Here is an 18748-nt window from a genome sequence, read left to right as displayed (position 1 = left end):
CTTAAAAAATGGGGAATAGCGTTATTTTTGAAACATGGAGCTATTATAGGGACCGTTTTTCGAGGTGCCAGCCGCTGTCACGCAATGGATTGTTCTATTACTGGAACGATGAGATGAAGATCGATTCACACAATCTGAATGACCTGATGTACTTCTCGCAGGTCGTCGAACATGGCGGGTTTTCCGCCGCCGAGCGCGTGCTGGGCATCTCGAAGTCGCGGCTCTCGCGCCGGCTGACCGAGCTGGAAGCATCGCTGGGCGTGCGTTTGCTGCAGCGCTCCACCCGCAAGCTGGCGCTGACCGAAGCCGGGCAACTGTTCTACCAGCACTGCCAGGCGATGCTCAGCGAGGCGCAGGCGGCCGTCAACGTCGTGCAGCAGTTGCGCTCGTCGCCGCGCGGAACCGTGCGCGTGAGCGTGCCGGTGACCATCTCGCAGACCATCCTGTCGCAAATCCTGCCGGAATTCATGCATCGCTACCCGGAAGTGCGCGTCGTGATGCGCGTGACGAACCGCGTGGTCGATCTGTTCGAGGATTCGATCGACGTCGCGTTGCGTGTGCGCTCCGATCCGCCGGAAAACGCCAACATCGTCGTGCGGCCGTTGTGGCGCACGCAGCAGATGCTGGTTGGCGCGCCGAGCCTGTTGCAGCAGAACGCACCGCCGCTGTTGCCCACCGATCTGAACCGCTTCGAAACGCTCGATGTCCCGACCAGCGACGGCCGCCACGTATTTAACCTGATCGCGCCCGACGGCACGCGCCACGTGCATGAACACGAGCCGCGTCTGGTGAGCGCAGATCTCATGACGATTCGCGAAGCGGTACTGGCCGGCGTCGGCATCGCTGCGTTGCCGGAAATGATGTACGGCGCCGCGTTACGCGCGGGGCAGTTGTCGCCGGTGATGCCGGGTTGGACCTTTCCGACGCCGCAGTTATACGCCGTATTCGTCTCGCGGCAGGGGATGGTGCCGGCGGTGCGTGCATTCGTCGATTATCTGGTCGAGATGCTCGACCCGGACAACGGTAAACACATCGCGGGCGAATGTCCGGCGCTGGAAGAAAAGAAGCCAGCCACGCAGCAGGTATTCGCCGTCGCGTCATAGCGCTTCTGACGCGAAACGGCATCGCTTTTAGCATTTAAGCGCCGCTTGTCATGAGTACTTTCAATGGCCCTTTGCTTGAATGCGCGCGCTCGCAGGCCTATATTGAAATCCCTTCGCTAAGGAGTCTCTTATGCGGAAACTCATGGCCGCTATCATAGCCGGCCTGATAGGGCTGACCGCGCTGTCCGTGTCGACCACGGCTGTCGCATGCGATGGCACTAGCTATCATTCCGATGGCAAGTGATCTCGCCGCCCGAAGGCGCCGAGTGCGCAAAAAAAGAGGCCTTCATCCGACGATGAGGGCCTTTTACTTTTATCCCTTGTTTCAAGGGCTTTTCCGTATTTCAGCAGACGCTGCTTAAGAGTGCGGTACCTCGTACTTATCTGGCCTTCGGCTGTGTAACGAAGCCGATCCTGGTCAGGCCGCCGGCCTGTGCCGCCGACATCACCTCAGCGACTTTCTCATATGCGACCTTGCGGTCCGCATCCAGATGCAACTCTGGTTGCGGGTTCGCTTGCGCGGCCTGCGCGATCTTCGCGCGCAGCGTCGCGTCGTCGACCTTGTGCTCGTCCCACAACACGTTGCCGTCCGCATCGATCGAGACCGAGACCTGCGCGGGCTTCGTGTCTTCCTTCTGACTGCTTGCATGCGGCAGATCGATCTTGACCGCGTGACGAATCACCGGAATCGTCACCATGAAGACGATCAGGAGAACCAACATGACGTCGACAAGCGGCGTCATGTTGATTTCGTTCATCAGGCCGTCGTCATCGTCGCCGGCGAAGGGGCTCATTGCCATCGGAGTGCCTCGCTGATCAGTTGGCGCGCGTGGCGAGTCGCAGACCGTCGCCGCGCCTCGTCGACGACAGGCGGGCGCCCGTCACGAAGAACGCGTGCAGGCCATGCGCGAAGCGGCTTAGCCTGGCGACGATCGCCTTGTTGGCGCGTGTCAATGCGTTGTAACCGAGCACCGCCGGAATCGCGACGAACAGGCCGAACGCGGTCATGATCAGTGCTTCGCCGACCGGGCCGGCCACCTGATCGATCGACGACTGGCCGCTTGCGCCGATCGCCAGCAGCGCGTGATAGATGCCCCATACCGTGCCGAACAGGCCGACGAACGGCGCCGTGCTGCCGACCGACGCGAGAATCGCGAGACCGCTCTGCATGCGTGCGACACTTTCGTCCATCGTGTCTTTCAGGCAGCGCGTGACCCAGTCCGACACGTCCATGCGGTCGTGCAGATGCGGCTGCGTCTGATGATGGTGATCGGCGGCTTCCTGGCCCGAGAGCGCCAGCGCGAGGAACGGGTTGTCCTGCGGCGTCGACGATTCGGCGCCGAGCTTCTTCACGCCGTCGGCGAGATCGTCCGAATGCCAGAACGCCTGCTCGGCGTTCTTCGTGAGCCGCTTCAGCCGCATCACATTCCAGCCTTTGATGACGATCACGCTCCACGACATCACTGACATGAGCAACAGCGCGAGCGCGATACCGCGCGTCACGAAATCCCCTTGCGCCCACACGTGCGCCAATCCGTAGTTTTGCATTGCAATTCCTTTTTTTGAAATTTGCCTCAATCGTTCAGATTGAAGTCGTAAGGCTGGGTGTACGCCGCACGAATCGGCTGGCCGTTCTCGAGATACGGTTTGCAGGCGCTTGCATGCACGGCGGCGAGCGCGGCGTCGTCGAGGCGGCTAAAGCCGCTGCTCTTCTTCAGTTCGATGTTCTCGAGCTTGCCGGTCAGGCCCACCACGAACTTCACATACGCGGTGCCGGTTTCGCCACGCCGCCTGGATAACGACGGGTAGTCGGGTTTGGCGATGTTGCAGTCGAGGTGCGAGACGTTCTTCGGCGCGGCGATTTCCATTGTCTGACGACCGATCGCGGGTGCGGCCTGAGCGGCGGGCGCTGCCGGTGCAGCAGGTGCGGGCGGAGTCGGATCAGGCGCTGCGACCGGCGTTGGCGACGGCGCCGCGGCCTGCGGCAATGGAGTAGGTGTCGGTTCGGGCGTGGGTGCCGGCTTCAGCTGGACCTTCGGCTTGGTGTGAACCGGCGGCGCCGGCTCGGGCGGTGGCGGTGCGATCGATTGCAGTGCGGCGGGCGCCGCGACCGGCGCGGGGCTCAGCAACTCTGCGGTCATGGTGCGTGACTCGATCGGCCGTACGACGGGTTCGCTACGCAGCGTGAGCACAACGGCCAGTAGCGCGACGTGAAGCGCGGCCACCGCGGCAGTCACGGTGAAGGCACGGGAATTCATTCGGACGGAAGTGGCCGGCGCGGCGCCGGCTGAAACGGTATGCGAAGCCGACATGTTAGCGTGGCGGCGCGCCGTCGATATAGCACGTCAGACAAGACAGCATCAGGTTCGGAAGATCAGCAGCGAAATGCACAAAGTAGTCACGAAACCGATCAGCAATTCCATCTCAAGCTCCTTTTAACAGGGGAGGCGGGTAGCTGGCTGGTACGGATACTGGCTTGCTGACGGCAGTGGGGGAAACGCTAGAAGCAGCGCTAGAAGCAACGCGTGAAGCAGAGTGAGGCGGTGAGCCGGAGCGATAAACACTTTCTGGCGCGGCGTGGGCCGCGCCGTGAACCTGACTTCAGGCCGCCTTGCGTTCCTAAAACGTCAGCGGCATCGCTTGCTGGTGATGCTCGAAGCCGCAGCGGCTCGCACAAACGCCGCTTTGCAGCATGACGTCGCGCACGGAGTCCGCGCACTTGCCACAACAGGAGGCGACGCCCAGTTCGAACTGGAGTTCGTCGAACGAATCGATGCCTTCCGCGATCGAGGCACGGATCTTTCGGTCAGAGACAGACTTGCAGACACAGACAATCATGGTAGGGCGTCATAGCGAACGTTAATGCGAATTATTATCATTATGTTTGACGCGTTTGGCAAGCGTCCTGAATGAATTTTTGTAACAAAACCAGACTGTTAGAGGGTTTCGTCTGCGGACCGGGTTCGGCGAGAGTGGCCGGAAGGGCGCAGAAACGCCAAAAAAGTGCCTAAAAAGCGCACAAGAAGGCCCCTCGGTGGCATCAAAGCCGTGTTCCGAGGGTTTATGCGGCTTGGGAATCCGGCGCTGCGGTGCGGCGCGAGGGGATCAATACGCGTTCGACCGCCGCGTCGATATGTAGCAGGGTGGCAGCGAGCTGTTGCTGATGGGCACCGTCGCCGGTCGAAAAAAAACGGGGCAGTGCACTGCCGCTTTCCGGGGCAGCGCGCAGGCCGTGCTGGTCGAGCACCCGTTCCAGTTGGCGTGCAATCGCGACGCTGGTATCGATCAGCGTCAGCCGGTCGCCGACGATGTCGCGGATCGCCGCATCGAGAAAAGGATAGTGAGTGCAGCCGAGCACCAGCGTATCGGCGCCGGCATCGAGCATCGGCTCCAGATAACCGCGCAGTAGCGCGCGCAGTTCGGCCGAACTGACGTCGCACCGTTCCACCGCCTGCACGAGCCCGTGGCCCGGCTGGCACAGAAAGCGGCAATCCGCGGCGTAGCGTTCGAGCAGCGCCTGAAAGCGGGCGCTGCGCAAGGTGACTTGCGTGGCGAGCACGCCGGCGACGCGCGTTTTCGATTGCAGCGCGGCCGGTTTGACGCCGGGCTCTACGCCCACCAACTGAATCGGCAGCTTTTCGCGGACCAGCGCGATCGACTGCGCCGTCGCCGTATTGCATGCGACCACCAGCGCTTTCGCGCCTTGCTTGACCAGCCATTCACCGATCGCGAGGGTGCGGTCGGCGATGAAGTCGTCGTCGCGTTCGCCATAGGGCGCATACAGCGAGTCGGCGACATACAGAATCGCTTCGTCCGGCAGTTGCGCCCGGACCGCGCGCAGCACCGACAAGCCACCCAGGCCCGAATCGAAAATGCCGACCGGCGCGCGCGCATTGGCACCTGCGGTCGCAAGCGGGGCACTTGGAGACGGCGATTCTGCGGGCATAGGCGAAGAGGGCGCGAGCGGCACAGCGGTCAAGGGGACGTCACGAAAACAGAGAGGTGCGCAAGTATATCGCCCGCGCGCGCATGAGCCGGCGCGTGGGCTTTGCCAGCCTGGTTCGATCAGGACTCGACCGAACCCATCGCCGTTTGCTGGTAGTTCTGAATGCCGACCTTGTCGATCAGATCCAGTTGCGTTTCGAGCCAGTCGATGTGTTCTTCGGTGTCGTCGAGAATCTTGACGAAGATTTCACGCGAGATGAAATCGCGAACCGATTCGCAATACACAATCGCTTCTTTACAGGTGTTTTGCGAGATCTGTTCGAGCTTCAGATCGCATTCGAGGATTTCCTTGGTTTCCTCGCCGATCAGCAGCTTGTGCAGGTCTTGCAGATTCGGCAGGCCGTCGAGCATGAAAATGCGTTCGATCAGCCAGTCGGCGTGCTTCATTTCGCCGATCGATTCGTCGTATTCATGCTTGCCGAGTTTTTCGAGGCCCCAGTGCTTGTACATCCGTGCGTGCAGGAAGTACTGATTGATGGCGGTGAGCTCATTCTTCAGTTGAGCGTTCAGATACTCGATAACTTTTTTATCGCCTTGCATGGTGATTCCTTATGAGGGCTTTGAATTTTCAACAACAATAAACGCCAGGCCTGAAAAAGCCAAGGAGACGGGCGCATCTTTTGACATTGTTGTTGGGCTCACGCGCCGCGCTTGCCGCGGCCATGAAAAAGCCGGGACCGCAGCCCCGGCTTCCTGACACACATGACAGGCGTTAGCAGCGAATCAAACCGTCGCGACCGGAATCTTGCCGATCCTGGCTTGCCATTCCTTCGGGCCGGTCTGATGCACGGACGTGCCGTTCGAATCGACCGCCACCGTTACCGGCATGTCCTGCACGTCGAACTCGTAGATCGCTTCCATGCCCAGGTCTTCGAACGCGAGAACCTTCGCGCTGCGAATCGCTTTCGACACGAGGTACGCGGCGCCGCCCACGGCCATCAGATACGCGGCCTTGTGCTTCTTGATCGCCTCGATTGCGACCGGGCCGCGTTCGGCTTTGCCGATCATCGAAATGAGGCCGGTTTGCGACAGCATCGTTTCGGTGAATTTGTCCATCCGCGTGGCGGTGGTGGGGCCGGCCGGGCCGACGGCTTCGTCGCGCACCGGATCGACCGGGCCGACGTAGTAAATCACGCGGTTGGTGAAGTCGACCGGCAGCTTTTCGCCCTTCGCGAGCATATCGGCGATGCGCTTGTGCGCGGCGTCGCGGCCCGTCAACATCTTGCCCGACAGCAGGAGTGTCTGGCCCGGCTTCCAGCCGGCGACTTCTTCCGGCGTCAGCGTGTTCAGATCGACGCGCTTGCTGGTTTCCGTATTCGGTTCCCACTGCACCTTCGGCCATGCGTCGAGCGACGGCGCTTCGAGCTTCGCGACGCCCGAGCCGTCCAGCGTGAAGTGCGCGTGACGCGTGGCGGCGCAGTTCGGGATGATCGCGATCGGCTTGCTCGCGGCGTGCGTCGGCGCGGCCATGATCTTCACGTCGAGCACCGTTGCCAGACCGCCGAGGCCTTGCGCGCCGATGCCCAGCGCGTTGACCTTCTCGTGCAGTTCGATACGCAGTTCTTCGATCCAGTCTTTCGGGCCGCGGGCGATCACGTCCTGGATGTCGATCGGATCCATCAGCGATTCCTTGGCCATCACCATCGCTTTCTCGGCGGTGCCGCCGATGCCGATGCCGAGCATGCCCGGCGGACACCAGCCTGCGCCCATGGTCGGCACGGTCTTCAGAATCCAGTCGACGATCGAGTCCGACGGGTTCAGCATCGCGAACTTCGACTTGTTTTCCGAGCCGCCGCCCTTGGCCGCGACCTGCACGTCGACCTTGTCGCCCGGCACGATCTCGTAGTGGATCACGGCCGGCGTGTTGTCTTTAGTATTCTTGCGCGCGCCTTCCGGCGGGCTCACGATCGACGCGCGCAGCACGTTGTCCGGGTTCAGATAACCGCGGCGCACGCCTTCGTTGATCATGTCGGTGACGCTCATCGTCGCACCGTCCCAACGCACGTCCATGCCGACCTTCACGAACACCGTGACGATGCCGGTGTCCTGGCAGATCGGCCGCTTGCCTTCGGCGCACATGCGGCTGTTGGTCAGGATCTGCGCAATCGCATCCTTCGCGGCCGGGCTCTCTTCGAGTTCGTACGCGCGGCCCAAGGCCTGGATGTAATCGAGCGGGTGGTAGTAGCTGATGTACTGAAGCGAATCAGCAATGCTCTGAATCAGATCTTCCTGTTTGATGACGGTCATGGCTAGCTCAGTGGGGACGGTGGCGCCTGTTTTCCGGCCGCGGATTATGCGGTCAGTCGTGCGCCTTCAGGGGAGTGGAGTCGTGTGAACTGTGTGAACTCACGACATGCAATGCCGTGGGTTCCTGAAAATGCTTGGGGTGCGTGTGCGTGGTGAGGCGGTCGACCAGCGCCATCACGAGCGCCGAGACGAGGAACGCGACGTGAATGATCACCTGCCACATGATGGTGTGCGTCGTATTCTGGTCGGGGCTGATGAAGGTCTTCAACAGATGGATCGACGAGATGCTGATCAGCGCCATCGACAGTTTCACTTTCAGCACGCCGGCGTTCACGTGGTCGAGCCATTCCGGTTCGTCCGGATGCCCCTCAACGCCGAGGCGCGATACGAACGTTTCATACCCGCCGATGATCACCATGATCAGCAGGTTCGAGATCATCACCACGTCGATCAGGCCGAGTACGACCAGCATGATGTTGGTTTCGTCGAGCGTCATCGACGCCGAGACGAGATGCCAGACTTCTTTCAGGAACAGGACGACATAGACAGCCTGGGCGACGATCAGGCCCAGGTAGAGCGGCACCTGCAACCAGCGGCTCATGAAGATGACGATGGGCAGCGGGCGCATCGGGCGGCGCTGACGGGCGAAGTCGGGTCGCGTGGCGGACATAGGCTAGAGTCGGATGAGGCGCAGGTGATGGAATGCGGATTAAATACGCAGATTAAATGCACCGGCCTGGCGCCTGGACCGGGCGCGCGGATCAGGCACGCGGCACAGTACACAGACGAGGCGAGGACAGCGCGGTGTACGGCCCGGGCGGGTCGCAAAACTCGCGCCAGGCGCGCTATTGTACAGTGCCTCCTGAATTTGCCGCGACGGCGCGGGCAGAAACGGATTGAGCCATTCGTCGCGTTTGACGCGGCGTCGGCTTGGTCACACGCAGCAGTGGCCACAACATGGCCATCGCGATCACGAAGCGCAGCAGCGCAAACAGCGGGACGGGGACAAACGCGACGATCGATTGACCGATTCCGGCATTGCGCCCAACCGGCAGCATCGAGGTAATGAGAAGCAGGGCGTAACGATTCAGGCTGGAATCCGGACGGCTAGTTCAGTTAGCATTGTAAAAGGGCGCGTTCGCCAGCGTAAAGGCGCGGCGCCGATGCAGTCCGCGAGTCGCGATGCCTGTGCGTGCCACGTCGGAAGCGCGAGCGTGCCATCACGCGTAGCATCGAACTGTCTGGACGTACATGTGCGCTCTGTGCGCTCAAGGGCGTTCACGTAAGTGGCCGGTAAGTTGCAAGGCTTATCTTTGCTGTGGGCGCAGGCATTTCGCTGAACGCGTATCGATGCTGCACTGCCGCATGGGTCGCATCGAGGTTGTATGTTCAAACGGATGGCCTGCTGCGCTTCGACCTATGCGGTCGGGGCACGAGGGTTGGAGACAAGGCGCCGCATTTCGCGGCGTCACCATGACACGGCGCGTCACAGGCGCGCCGGTACAGGTTTTACGTTTCATCTTCACCAAGGGGTTGTCGATGTCTGCGATTGAATCGGTTCTTCAGGAACGCCGCGTTTTCCCGCCCTCCGCTGAAGCAGCGGAAGGTGCGACGATCTCCGGCATGGACGCGTACCGGGCGCTTGCCGCCGAAGCGGAACGCGATTACGACGGTTTCTGGGGGCGCCTCGCCCGCGAAACGCTCAACTGGCACAAGCCCTTCACGAAGGTGCTCGACGAATCGAAGGCGCCGTTCTACACGTGGTTCGAAGACGGCCAGCTGAACGCTTCGTATAACAGCATCGACCGTCACGTCGAAGCGGGCAACGGCGAGCGCGTCGCGATCATTTTCGAAGCCGACGACGGCACCGTCACCAACGTTACCTACAAAGACCTGCTGCAACGCGTGTCGCGCTTTGCGAACGCACTGAAGAAGCGTGGCGTGAAGAAGGGTGACCGCGTCGTGCTCTATATGCCGATGTCGGTCGAGGCCGTCGTCGCGATGCAGGCCTGCGCGCGCATTGGCGCGACTCACTCGGTGGTGTTCGGCGGCTTCTCGTCGAAGTCGCTGAACGAGCGTCTGGTGGATGTGGGCGCGGTCGCGCTCGTCACCTCAGACGAACAGATGCGAGGCGGCAAGGCGCTGCCGCTGAAGAACATCGCCGACGAAGCCATCGCCATGGGCGGCTGCGAAGCGGTCAGGAGCGTGATCGTCTATCGGCGCACCGGCGGCAAGATCGCATGGAACGAAGGCCGCGACCGGTGGATGCATGAACTCACCCAGGCCGAATCGGATCAATGCGCGCCCGAGTGGGTTGGCGCCGAGCATCCGCTCTTTATCCTCTATACGTCCGGTTCGACCGGCAAGCCGAAGGGCGTGCAGCACAGTACCGGCGGCTTTCTGCTGTGGGCCGCGCAGACCATGAAGTGGACCTTCGACTGGAAGCCCACGGATGTGTTCTGGTGCACCGCCGACATCGGCTGGATCACCGGCCATAGCTACATCGGGTACGGCCCGTTGACGCTCGGCGGCACCCAGGTCGTGTTCGAAGGCGTGCCGACCTATCCGAACGCCGGCCGCTTCTGGGACATGATCGCGAAGCACAAGGTCTCGTTGTTCTATACGGCGCCGACGGCGATCCGCTCGCTGATCAAGGCCGCCGACGCGGACCCGAAAGTGCATCCGAAGAGCTACGACCTGTCGTCGCTGCGCATCATCGGTACGGTCGGCGAGCCGATCAATCCCGAAGCGTGGGTGTGGTACCACGAGAATGTCGGCGGCGGGCGCTGCCCGATCGTCGATACGTGGTGGCAGACCGAAACCGGCGGCCACATGATCTCGCCGCTGCCTGGCGCCACGCCGCTGGTGCCGGGTTCGTGCACATTGCCGCTGCCGGGCATCATGGCGGCGGTGGTCGATGAAACCGGCCAGGACGTGCCGAACGGACAGGGCGGGATTCTGGTCATCAAGCGGCCCTGGCCGGCAATGATCCGCACGATCTGGGGCGATCCGGACCGCTACCAGAAGAGCTACTTCCCCGAAGAACTCGGCGGCAAGCTGTATCTCGCCGGCGATGGCGCGGTGCGCGACAAGGAAACCGGCTACTTCACGATCATGGGCCGCATCGATGACGTGCTCAACGTGTCGGGACACCGCCTCGGCACCATGGAGATCGAGTCGGCGCTGGTGTCGAACCCGCTCGTCGCCGAGGCAGCCGTGGTCGGACGTCCTGACGATACGACCGGCGAAGCCGTGTGCGCATTCGTCGTGCTCAAGCGCGCGCGTCCGGAGGGCGAGGAAGCGGTGAAGCTCGCCAACGAATTGCGCGCGTGGGTCGGCAAGGAGATCGGTCCGATCGCCAAGCCGAAGGACATCCGCTTCGGCGAGAACCTGCCGAAGACGCGTTCGGGCAAGATCATGCGCCGCCTGTTGCGCTCGCTCGCGAAGGGCGAGGCCATCACGCAGGACGTGTCGACGCTGGAGAACCCTGCGATTCTCGATCAACTCGGCGAGTCGCTTTGAGTCTCGAAGCCACCGCGCGGACAATCCCGATTGCCTGCCCGGTGGCTTTTTGATACATAGGCGCATGACCGCGCCGCATCACGCTTCTCACGCTAGGCTCAATCCCGCACCCGAACCGCCTACGGTTTCGGCAGCGATGGCGCGCGCGCATCAGACGTACTGGCGGTTCAACCTCGCGCTGATCGCCACGTTGATGACCTTGGGCTTCGTCGTGTCGTTCGGCGTGCCGCTGGTGGCGCCGGCGTTGGCGCAGGTGCGCATCGGCGGTTTCAGATTGCCGTTCTACTTCGGCGCGCAAGGGGCGATTCTCGTGTATGTCGCGCTGATCGTCGCCTATATCTTGCTGATGCAGCGCGCCGACCGCCGGCTGCAACGCGCCTTCGATACCGACGCCAGCGTCGATTCAACCGTGCGCGGAAATTGAGCCGATGAAGCTCACGCATCGACTGATCCGCTCGTACGCGTTCTACACGCTTGGCTTCCTGTTGTTCGTCTATGTGATGTGGCGCATCGAGCGCACCACCGGTCCCGGTGTCTGGATCGGCTACGTGTTCCTGTTCGTGCCGATTGCGGTGTATGCGGTGATCGGCGTGCTGTCACGCACCTCCGATCTGGTCGAATACTACGTAGCGGGGCGGCGCGTGCCGTCCGCCTTCAACGGCATGGCGACCGCCGCCGACTGGCTGTCCGCTGCGTCGTTCATCGGCCTGGCCGGTTCGATCTACGCGACCGGCTACGACGGCCTTGCGTATGTGATGGGCTGGACCGGCGGCTATTGCCTCGTCGCGTTTCTGCTTGCGCCGTACGTGCGCAAGCTCGCGCGCTACACGATTCCCGATTTTCTCGGCACGCGGTTTTCGAGCAACGCCGTGCGTGGACTTGCTGCGTTAGCGGCTATCCTGTGCTCGTTCGTCTATCTGGTCGCGCAGATTCAGGGCGTCGGGTTGATTGCGACGCGTTTTATCGGCGTCGACTTCGCCGTCGGCATTTTCTGCGGACTGGCGGGCATTCTGGTGTGCTCGTTTCTGGGCGGCATGCGTGCTGTGACGTGGACCCAGGTCGCGCAATACATCATCCTGATCGCGGCGATTCTGATTCCGGTCTCGATGATCGCGCATAAGGACGGCCTCGGCTGGGTGCCGCAGTTCAATTACGGCCGCTTGATGGCGCGCGTTGAAGTATTGGAGAAGCAGGTGCGTGACGCGCCTCTCGAACAGACCGTACGCGACGACTATCGGCAGCGCGCCGCGCTGATGCAGACGCGCCTCGACGCCCTGCCGCAATCGTTCGTCGACGAGAAGCAGCGGCTCGCCCAGGAAGTGGCGGACCTGCGGCGCCACAACGGCCCGCTGCGCGAGATCAAGGCGCGCGAGCGGGCGCTCGAACAGTTTCCACGCGATGCCGCCGCTGCGCAGATCGTCTGGACCCAGCGACGTGACGAGATGCTGATGCGAGCCGCTGCACCGGTGCCGATGCACGAGCCGTTTCCTACCGCGAGCGATGAGGATCGGCGCACCCATGAGCGCAATTTCCTGTCGCTGCTGTTGTGTCTATCGCTTGGCACGGCGAGCCTGCCGCACATCCTGACACGCTATAACACGACGACTTCGGTGGCCTCCGCGCGACGCTCGGTCGGCTGGACGCTGTTCTTCGTCGCGCTGTTTTATCTGACGGTGCCGGTGCTCGCCGTGCTGATCAAGTACGAGATGCTGACCCATGTAGTAGGTCATCACTTTGCCGATTTGCCGCAATGGCTGACGCAATGGGGCAAGGTCGAGCCGAGTCTGATCAGTCTTGCCGATACGAACGGCGATGGCATCGTGCGCTGGAGCGAGATCCAGATGCAGCCGGACATGGTGGTGCTGGCCGCGCCCGAGATCGCGGGGCTGCCGTATGTGATGTCCGGGCTGATTGCGGCGGGCGCGCTGGCGGCGGCGCTTTCGACCGCGGATGGTCTGCTGCTGACGATCGCCAACGCGTTATCGCACGACGTCTACTATCACATGGTCGATCCGTCGGCATCGAGCCAGCGGCGTGTGACGATCTCGAAGATTCTGCTGCTGGGGGTGGCACTGTTCGCGTCGTATGTGGCGTCGTTGAATACGGGGAATATTCTGTTTCTGGTGGGCGCGGCGTTTTCGCTGGCGGCGTCGAGCCTGTTTCCGGTGCTGGTGCTGGGCGTGTTCTGGAAACGCACCACGCGTCTGGGCGCCGTCGCGGGGATGGTGGCGGGGCTGGTGGTGTGCATTTACTACATCGTGTCGACGTATCCGTTCTTCACGCAAATGACGGGCTTCGCGGGCGCGCGGTGGTTCGGGATCGAACCGATCAGCTCAGGCGTATTCGGCGTGCCGGCCGGGTTTCTGGTGGCGATCGGCGTGAGTTTGATCGACCGGAAACCGGATGCTTATACGCGGGCGTTGGTGGACTATATCCGGCATCCGTAGGCCGGTTTGCGCACGGGCGTGGCGCGGAGCCCGAAGTTTGCTATAATTCGGCTCCCCGCCGGAGAGATGGATGAGCGGTTTAAGTCGCACGCCTGGAAAGCGTGTATAGGTTAATAACCTATCCGGGGTTCGAATCCCCGTCTCTCCGCCAGGTAGCTAATAACGACGGGCCTTTTGGCCCGTTTTTATTTTCTACCCACCAAACAACCCGCCAAAGCGCCGAATGCGCTACAACACTTTCGCAGAGGGGCACCGCAGACCCTGTCAGAGAGGGGGCAACGGAACCCCATGCGCCGTCCTGCCCTGGACCGTCCTAGCAGTCTTTGAGGCGTCGCACCCGGCGGACCCGTGCCCGGTTGAACGACGACGTCAAGGGCGGCATGGCCGACCTTCCCATAGCGCCGATTTGCCTTCCCTGCCACGGCATGAGGGGCGCGATACGCGACAGGTTGAAACTCCCGCCTCGGCGAGCGTGCCCGTGATCAGTCGTCGGCCACGCTGGTGACGAGCGGCGCGGAGCGTTGAACATTCGCGATTTTCAAGGGTTCTCTACCGCAAGCGAGAAGAGATGCACTTCCACTGACATGAACAAGTCGACGCAATCTGCTGGGCCTATAAAGTCAAACAGGACGGTTTGGCCCTGAAGAGCGGGGGTGATCTCAAATGAACAGCCTGTGGGCGATTTGCACGGCGCGCAAAAATTGTGTGCGGGAAATTTTGCTAGTTTAGCTGGCTGATCGATCCGGAAACGGTTGCCATGGGATACACCATTGCGAAGATGCCTAAGAAGTTCGAGATGTGGGGCGCGGTCGAAATAATTGTTGCGTTCGAGAGCATCGCCGAGTGCGATCAAAGCTCCTGTCAACCAAACGCAATCGAGGTCATCTTTCGTTTGTGAGTGCTGGGATGCTTCTCGTAAGTAATGGTCAAATGCGAATACATGCTTGGTGCCGTCTTTTCGAAAGACCTCACGCGTGTTGCTGTAGTCTATTGGCTGACTTCTATCAACCTCCGCCGCTACGTCGAGAATTGCAGAGTGGACATAGTATCCGCCGCCTAGCCGATGAGCGAGCCTTGCGATGCGGAAGGCCTCCAGATTCAGCAGCGGAAGGATGTTGCCCCCGCACTCACAGCGGACTCTGGTTGGGTTCGCTTCGATCTGATAGACCGAGTCACAGCCAAAGAAAATACCTTCCTTCATAATCGACCAGTCCTGGTGAATAGCAATAGCAAGCTTCTCGTATTATGGCGCTCCGGGAGTCGCTCGCCCGGCGCGCAGCTTCTACGCACCGGGCGCATGAGACTTCAGCCTGCCTTACAGGTCGTCCAGCACTTCAACCGCGCCATCGATGAACCCGCGTCATCGCCGTGCTTGGCTCGGTCCGGTAGGGTCAGAAAGTATCATTGATCTTTTGTCAACGATACCCTGCGCGAATGCCTTTGACCGAGGCTGATCGGTGGAAAGGGGGCTACCTGACGGCGCGGGCCATTTCATCTACTGGTAGATCCCCGCCCGTTCACATTCGTTACTCGCGGCGCCTCCGCGGCTGTCGCGCCAATGTCAAGCAAGTGAAGGCGGGCAGGCGTGGGCGGCGACTGAGGCGGTGGTGCGGTAGTCACGCGATTCAACATGGCCACGGACTAATAAAACCGTTCGAGCATTTGTAAAGTGTGGGGCGTGGCGGGGGAGGTGGAGGATCATAAAGCGCACGACAGGCCGTGTCGATCGATGCTGCGCCGATAAAGCTTGCAGTGGATCGCGCTCGATCCGTTACGCAGGCTTCGCCTAAAGTGTAGCGGGCGAATATTCCGCTCCGACGTTCAACGCGATGCGGCTCCGGGTAACGCCGATTGCAGTCGGCGAAAATCATCGCCGCTGCTATATCGTTCGCCACGCCCGGCATACTGTCGAGGATGCAACTGTAAAAATCACCCTGCCCGAACAGACCGGCGTGCGCAACCGACGCGCAGAGCATCAACGCGCACAGGCTGCCTAAACGTTTGTTGGCCTTCATTGGTATCCCCGGGAGCGACCGGAATCAATCAACGCAGCAAGTTGTCGAACTCGTCCGATAATTGGACAAAGACTTGCTGTGGATACTGGTAAGTCGTGCCGCCTCGATACTCCACCACGATGAACGGCGCGCGGTAAGCCCAGCAGCCATCGCGAGACGTCAGCGCATCGCTGGCGACCTCATAGAAGTATCGGCCACCGGTGCAGCCATGCACCTGATTCGTAAGTTCGATGATTGACCCGTCCTGTGTACGCGTGTATGCGATCTCCGCGTAATGTTGCTGCGCCTGTACCGCAGGGGCCTGCGGCACCGCCACTGGCACCGTTATAGCTGCGGGTGTCGAAGGGATTGGAACGGCCGTGCCTGGATCGAAGGTGCTCTGCGGCGCAGCTGGCAGCGTCGGGGGTGATGGAACTGCCGCGCTCGGATCGAAGGCGCTCTGTGGCATAGCCGCCGGGGTCTGGAACTGGCGTAGATCGACAGCAGGTGCCAGGTTAGGTATCACGGCAGACTGATCGATGATCGTCGGTACAGCAGACGTCGGGGCGGGCTGCGCGGCGGCGGAATCGAAGTACGTTGCGTTTTGTTCGCGCAGGTTCTCCAGCCGAGCCAGTTGTTCGAGGCCCAACGCATTAAGCTTCGCCAGTAAGAAAACCAACGCCACAAACGCGATGAGTCTTCCTGCTGATCGTGGCGCGCGAAGAACCCGGTAGCCGCCTTTTTTGTCATAGCAGGTTGACCCAAGCCTCTTCAGTTCGCCGTAGCGGCATCCCAGCGCGATTAGGCTCACCAGCGGTATGCCAAATGCATACGCCGGCCCCCACAGGGCGAAGTTGCGCTGCAGATATTGGCGAGGCGACAGACGTTCCCCGGTGAGCGTGCGCACCGAGATGCCAAGCAGCGTTTTGCCTGGTGTATTACCAAGGCATTGATACACGACCGTATCAACAAGAAAGCAGAGGGGCAGTGTGGCGAATCCCGTTGTGAGGAAGCACAGTCCGCGATTGTCGTAAATCCAGTCAGTTACCGTGACGCCGAAGAACTTGCCGACGAACCCGAAGACCCAACCGACGGTGTACCAGCCCGCGAACCCGCAAAGCCCCACGTCCAAACCCCGCGCGAAAAAGCGTGACCAGGGCCCCGCTTCTCCGGCTGTGCCGTCAGGCAGACTGACGAAGCCGACTGATGGACGACCAGAAGCGCTGCGACCCAGCGGTTCGCGGGAAGGACTCGTGGAGTGCGCGCCCGCTGTCTGCGGGACTAGTTTGCAGCTGCAGTACTTACATACCCGAGCCTCTTTGCGGATTAGTTCTCTACAGTCTGGGCAGAGGACATGCGTTTCTGGTGTGATTCCATCCATCTCTGTTCTTCCTATAGATGTTTTTGGCGCGGCAAGGCAGAGCCTCCGTCAAATGTTCGCCGCGCGGCCCGATGAGCACTGGACCCGAGATCGGTTTGACGGCCGTATCTTCATGAGCTGACCGAGATCACGAGCTCGTTGCAGCAAGCCACGCCTGCCAAGACTCTCCGTTTGCGACGCGCTCGGCTTCGTTTTCTTGTAGTGCCTGCCGGAGCGGGCGCGGTCACAAGTCAGGCTCAAGGGATCGTGCAGTTGATACGCTGACCCGGCGGAAGCATGGAGCAGGAATGCATGACGCTGCCCGAAGAAATCCAGGCCGTGTTAGTTGCTGCCGAGTCCATCGCGGGTGCTGGCACCACGCTTGGCGTAGCGATCTTCTCCGCGCCCATCATGACGGTAATCAACGCGGGGTAGTCGTAAGCGGCCCCCGTACCGGTGTCAACTGCCGCACCGATGGGTCCACCAAACAGACCGAAGAGAATGTTCCCGAACGCCATACCCTTGGTCGACGATTTAACTGTCGTAATGCCGGGTTCGCTCTCTGCCCTCTCGCACTTGATGTTCAGGTCATCGTATGAACGGTGCATTGCGACCGTGCCGGGCGTCGTCACAAACCATGTGCCCTTGTTGTTCGTCAGTTGGCAGTTGGCACCGCTCACAAGCTCTGTGCCTCTGCGCGTTTCAACCGAAACCACCTGAGTCGAGCCGTCGATAATGGAGGCACACCCGGTGAGGGCGAGCAGCCCCAGCACGGCAAATGTTGATTTCATTCTGGTCCCCGTTTCGTTTCTTGTACCCGTCAAAGCGGGCGTGTGATTACTGGTCACCTATCCAGTTGCGCGCTGCAATCTACGCGTGCAGTCGCGCGCCCGTTTCAGGACACGGCAAATACTTCCCCCATGCCGTGGATCGACAATACGCATTTCTCGAAGATTTTCTGTGCGCTGCTACGCATTGGACGCCCGTCGCGGGTAGCATGACCTTTGACGCGGACGCGCGCTTTCCAGCGCCACAACGCCGTGACGGAGGTTCCATGCAACACGTTCTCGACAACGTTCCTCACAAGTCTGTTTGCAATGCAAATGGCGCGCTTTCCCTATCTGAAGGATTTGCTCACGCACGGTGGCGGCGACCGCTCAACACGCGCACCGCAGGCGACCGCTGCCACCGCGCGCCCTACGCGTGCCGCGAGTGGGGCGGTCGCAATATTGCCCTTCCACGGGATTGCGGTTCAGCGCACGGACGCAATCGGTGAGATCCTCGGCTTGGTGAGCATCGACCGTTTCACGCAGAATTTTCGGGCCGCGATGGCCGACGACTCGATAGGCGGCGTGGTCATTGATATCGATTCATCCGGTGGCAGCGCGTATGGGATTGGCGAACTCGCCGACGAGATTTACCGGGCGCGCGCACGCAAGCCAATCGCAGCCGTGGCAAACAGCCTCGCGGCAAGCGGTGCCTATTGGATCGCCAGTAGTGCAAGTGAGGTTTATTCGACCCCAGGCGGTGAAGTCGGCTCTATCGGTGTCTTTGCCGCGCATCAGGACTTCTCGAAGGCGCTCGACAAGGCTGGACTCAAGCCGACTCTGATCTGGAAGGGCAAGTACAAGGTGGAACGGAGCCCGTTCGCGCCGCTTGGCGACGCTGCACGGCATCATCTGCAAACGATGGTCGATGAGTGCTACGGCGCTTTCACGCGGGCCGTTGCGAGGAATCGCGGCGTCGAGGTCGCGAAAGTGCGGGAGGGCATGGGTGAGGGCCGCACACTCAGCGCGCAGGCCGCGAAAGCCGAAAACATGGTGGATGGCGTGGCGACCCTTGATGAAGTAGTGCGCAAGCTCGCGAAACAGGTCGGCCAGGGCAAACCAGCCGCGCCGCCGTCGCGGGCGGCAGTGTCCAGGACAGGGTCGCGCATCGACGGGTACCAGCGCGTGATCGACATGTTCAACACCTGACCGCGTGTCGCGGGAACGTGCCCGTGCGACAGTTCCAGCCCGGGCCACGAGCGGCCGCCGCCAACCAAGGAAGCGTGCGCTTCTGCGTCCGTTC

General features: G+C 61.4%; 17 protein-coding genes, 1 tRNA gene and 1 pseudogene. 6 read left to right on the top strand and 13 right to left on the bottom strand.

Annotated elements, in window-relative coordinates:
* Window positions 1-113 precede the first annotated feature (113 nt).
* On the top strand, window positions 114-1103 hold the full coding sequence (locus SB772_RS27415) for a LysR family transcriptional regulator (protein ID WP_410836305.1): 990 nt from the start codon (window positions 114-116) through the stop codon (window positions 1101-1103).
* 380 nt (window positions 1104-1483) lie between these two features.
* On the opposite strand, the gene SB772_RS27410 is transcribed toward SB772_RS27415, so the two are convergent.
* The 9 genes and pseudogenes from SB772_RS27410 to SB772_RS27370 all read right to left on the bottom strand — a co-directional run.
* A complete protein-coding gene (locus tag SB772_RS27410; protein ID WP_410836304.1) occupies window positions 1484-1903 on the bottom strand; it encodes an ExbD/TolR family protein in 420 nt (139 codons plus the stop codon).
* A gap of 16 nt (window positions 1904-1919) precedes the next feature.
* The gene (locus tag SB772_RS27405) at window positions 1920-2651 is read right to left on the bottom strand and encodes a MotA/TolQ/ExbB proton channel family protein (protein WP_410836303.1); all 732 of its coding nucleotides are present in this window, start codon (window positions 2649-2651) and stop codon (window positions 1920-1922) included.
* Between the two features lie 26 nt (window positions 2652-2677).
* Window positions 2678-3415 (bottom strand): energy transducer TonB, encoded by a 738-nt coding sequence (locus SB772_RS27400; RefSeq protein WP_410836302.1) that lies wholly within the window; start codon window positions 3413-3415, stop codon window positions 2678-2680.
* Window positions 3416-3722: 307 nt separating this feature from the next.
* Window positions 3723-3941, bottom strand: a complete 219-nt coding sequence (locus SB772_RS27395) for a bacterioferritin-associated ferredoxin (protein WP_410836301.1) — start codon at window positions 3939-3941, stop codon at window positions 3723-3725.
* Between the two features lie 223 nt (window positions 3942-4164).
* Window positions 4165-5049: a glutamate racemase gene (murI, locus tag SB772_RS27390; protein WP_410836300.1), complete on the bottom strand. Its 885-nt coding sequence runs from the start codon at window positions 5047-5049 to the stop codon at window positions 4165-4167.
* A gap of 119 nt (window positions 5050-5168) precedes the next feature.
* Window positions 5169-5648, bottom strand: coding sequence for a bacterioferritin (gene bfr, locus SB772_RS27385; protein ID WP_410836299.1), 480 nt, complete (start codon window positions 5646-5648; stop codon window positions 5169-5171).
* Window positions 5649-5831: 183 nt separating this feature from the next.
* A complete protein-coding gene (locus SB772_RS27380; protein ID WP_410836298.1) occupies window positions 5832-7355 on the bottom strand; it encodes a fumarate hydratase in 1524 nt (507 codons plus the stop codon).
* 52 nt (window positions 7356-7407) lie between these two features.
* Window positions 7408-7983 (bottom strand): TIGR00645 family protein, encoded by a 576-nt coding sequence (locus SB772_RS27375; protein ID WP_410836334.1) that lies wholly within the window; start codon window positions 7981-7983, stop codon window positions 7408-7410.
* Between the two features lie 252 nt (window positions 7984-8235).
* Window positions 8236-8446: pseudogene (locus SB772_RS27370) on the bottom strand (EamA/RhaT family transporter); the annotation flags it as partial.
* 448 nt (window positions 8447-8894) lie between these two features.
* Here SB772_RS27370 and acs point away from each other — a divergent pair.
* The 4 genes from acs to SB772_RS27350 all read left to right on the top strand — a co-directional run bounded on the left by acs (window position 8895) and on the right by SB772_RS27350 (window position 13475).
* On the top strand, window positions 8895-10877 hold the full coding sequence (gene acs, locus SB772_RS27365) for an acetate--CoA ligase (protein ID WP_410836297.1): 1983 nt from the start codon (window positions 8895-8897) through the stop codon (window positions 10875-10877).
* Window positions 10878-10941: 64 nt separating this feature from the next.
* Window positions 10942-11301: a DUF4212 domain-containing protein gene (locus tag SB772_RS27360; RefSeq protein WP_410836296.1), complete on the top strand. Its 360-nt coding sequence runs from the start codon at window positions 10942-10944 to the stop codon at window positions 11299-11301.
* A 4-nt stretch (window positions 11302-11305) separates the two neighbouring features.
* Window positions 11306-13324: a sodium:solute symporter family protein gene (locus SB772_RS27355; RefSeq protein WP_410836295.1), complete on the top strand. Its 2019-nt coding sequence runs from the start codon at window positions 11306-11308 to the stop codon at window positions 13322-13324.
* Between the two features lie 60 nt (window positions 13325-13384).
* Window positions 13385-13475: transfer RNA gene (locus tag SB772_RS27350), tRNA-Ser, on the top strand.
* Between the two features lie 387 nt (window positions 13476-13862).
* Here the strand turns inward: SB772_RS27350 and SB772_RS27345 are convergent.
* From SB772_RS27345 to SB772_RS27330, 4 genes are all read right to left on the bottom strand, one after another.
* Window positions 13863-14525 carry a hypothetical protein gene (locus SB772_RS27345; protein WP_410836294.1) on the bottom strand — a complete coding sequence of 221 codons (663 nt, stop codon included), beginning with the start codon at window positions 14523-14525 and terminating at the stop codon, window positions 13863-13865.
* A gap of 424 nt (window positions 14526-14949) precedes the next feature.
* Window positions 14950-15339, bottom strand: a complete 390-nt coding sequence (locus SB772_RS27340; protein ID WP_410836293.1) for a hypothetical protein — start codon at window positions 15337-15339, stop codon at window positions 14950-14952.
* Window positions 15340-15367: 28 nt separating this feature from the next.
* Window positions 15368-16699 (bottom strand): RDD family protein, encoded by a 1332-nt coding sequence (locus SB772_RS27335; RefSeq protein WP_410836292.1) that lies wholly within the window; start codon window positions 16697-16699, stop codon window positions 15368-15370.
* Between the two features lie 236 nt (window positions 16700-16935).
* On the bottom strand, window positions 16936-17469 hold the full coding sequence (locus SB772_RS27330) for a hypothetical protein (protein WP_410836291.1): 534 nt from the start codon (window positions 17467-17469) through the stop codon (window positions 16936-16938).
* A 312-nt stretch (window positions 17470-17781) separates the two neighbouring features.
* On the opposite strand from SB772_RS27330, the gene SB772_RS27325 reads away from it, so the two are divergent.
* Window positions 17782-18654 (top strand): S49 family peptidase, encoded by an 873-nt coding sequence (locus SB772_RS27325; RefSeq protein WP_410836290.1) that lies wholly within the window; start codon window positions 17782-17784, stop codon window positions 18652-18654.
* The last annotated feature ends 94 nt before the right edge of the window (window positions 18655-18748 follow it).

The organism is Paraburkholderia sp. SIMBA_030 (genome assembly GCF_046535245.1).
In the GTDB taxonomy this organism is placed as follows: Bacteria; Pseudomonadota; Gammaproteobacteria; order Burkholderiales; family Burkholderiaceae; genus Paraburkholderia.
This window is presented reverse-complemented; position numbering and strand designations above follow the sequence as displayed.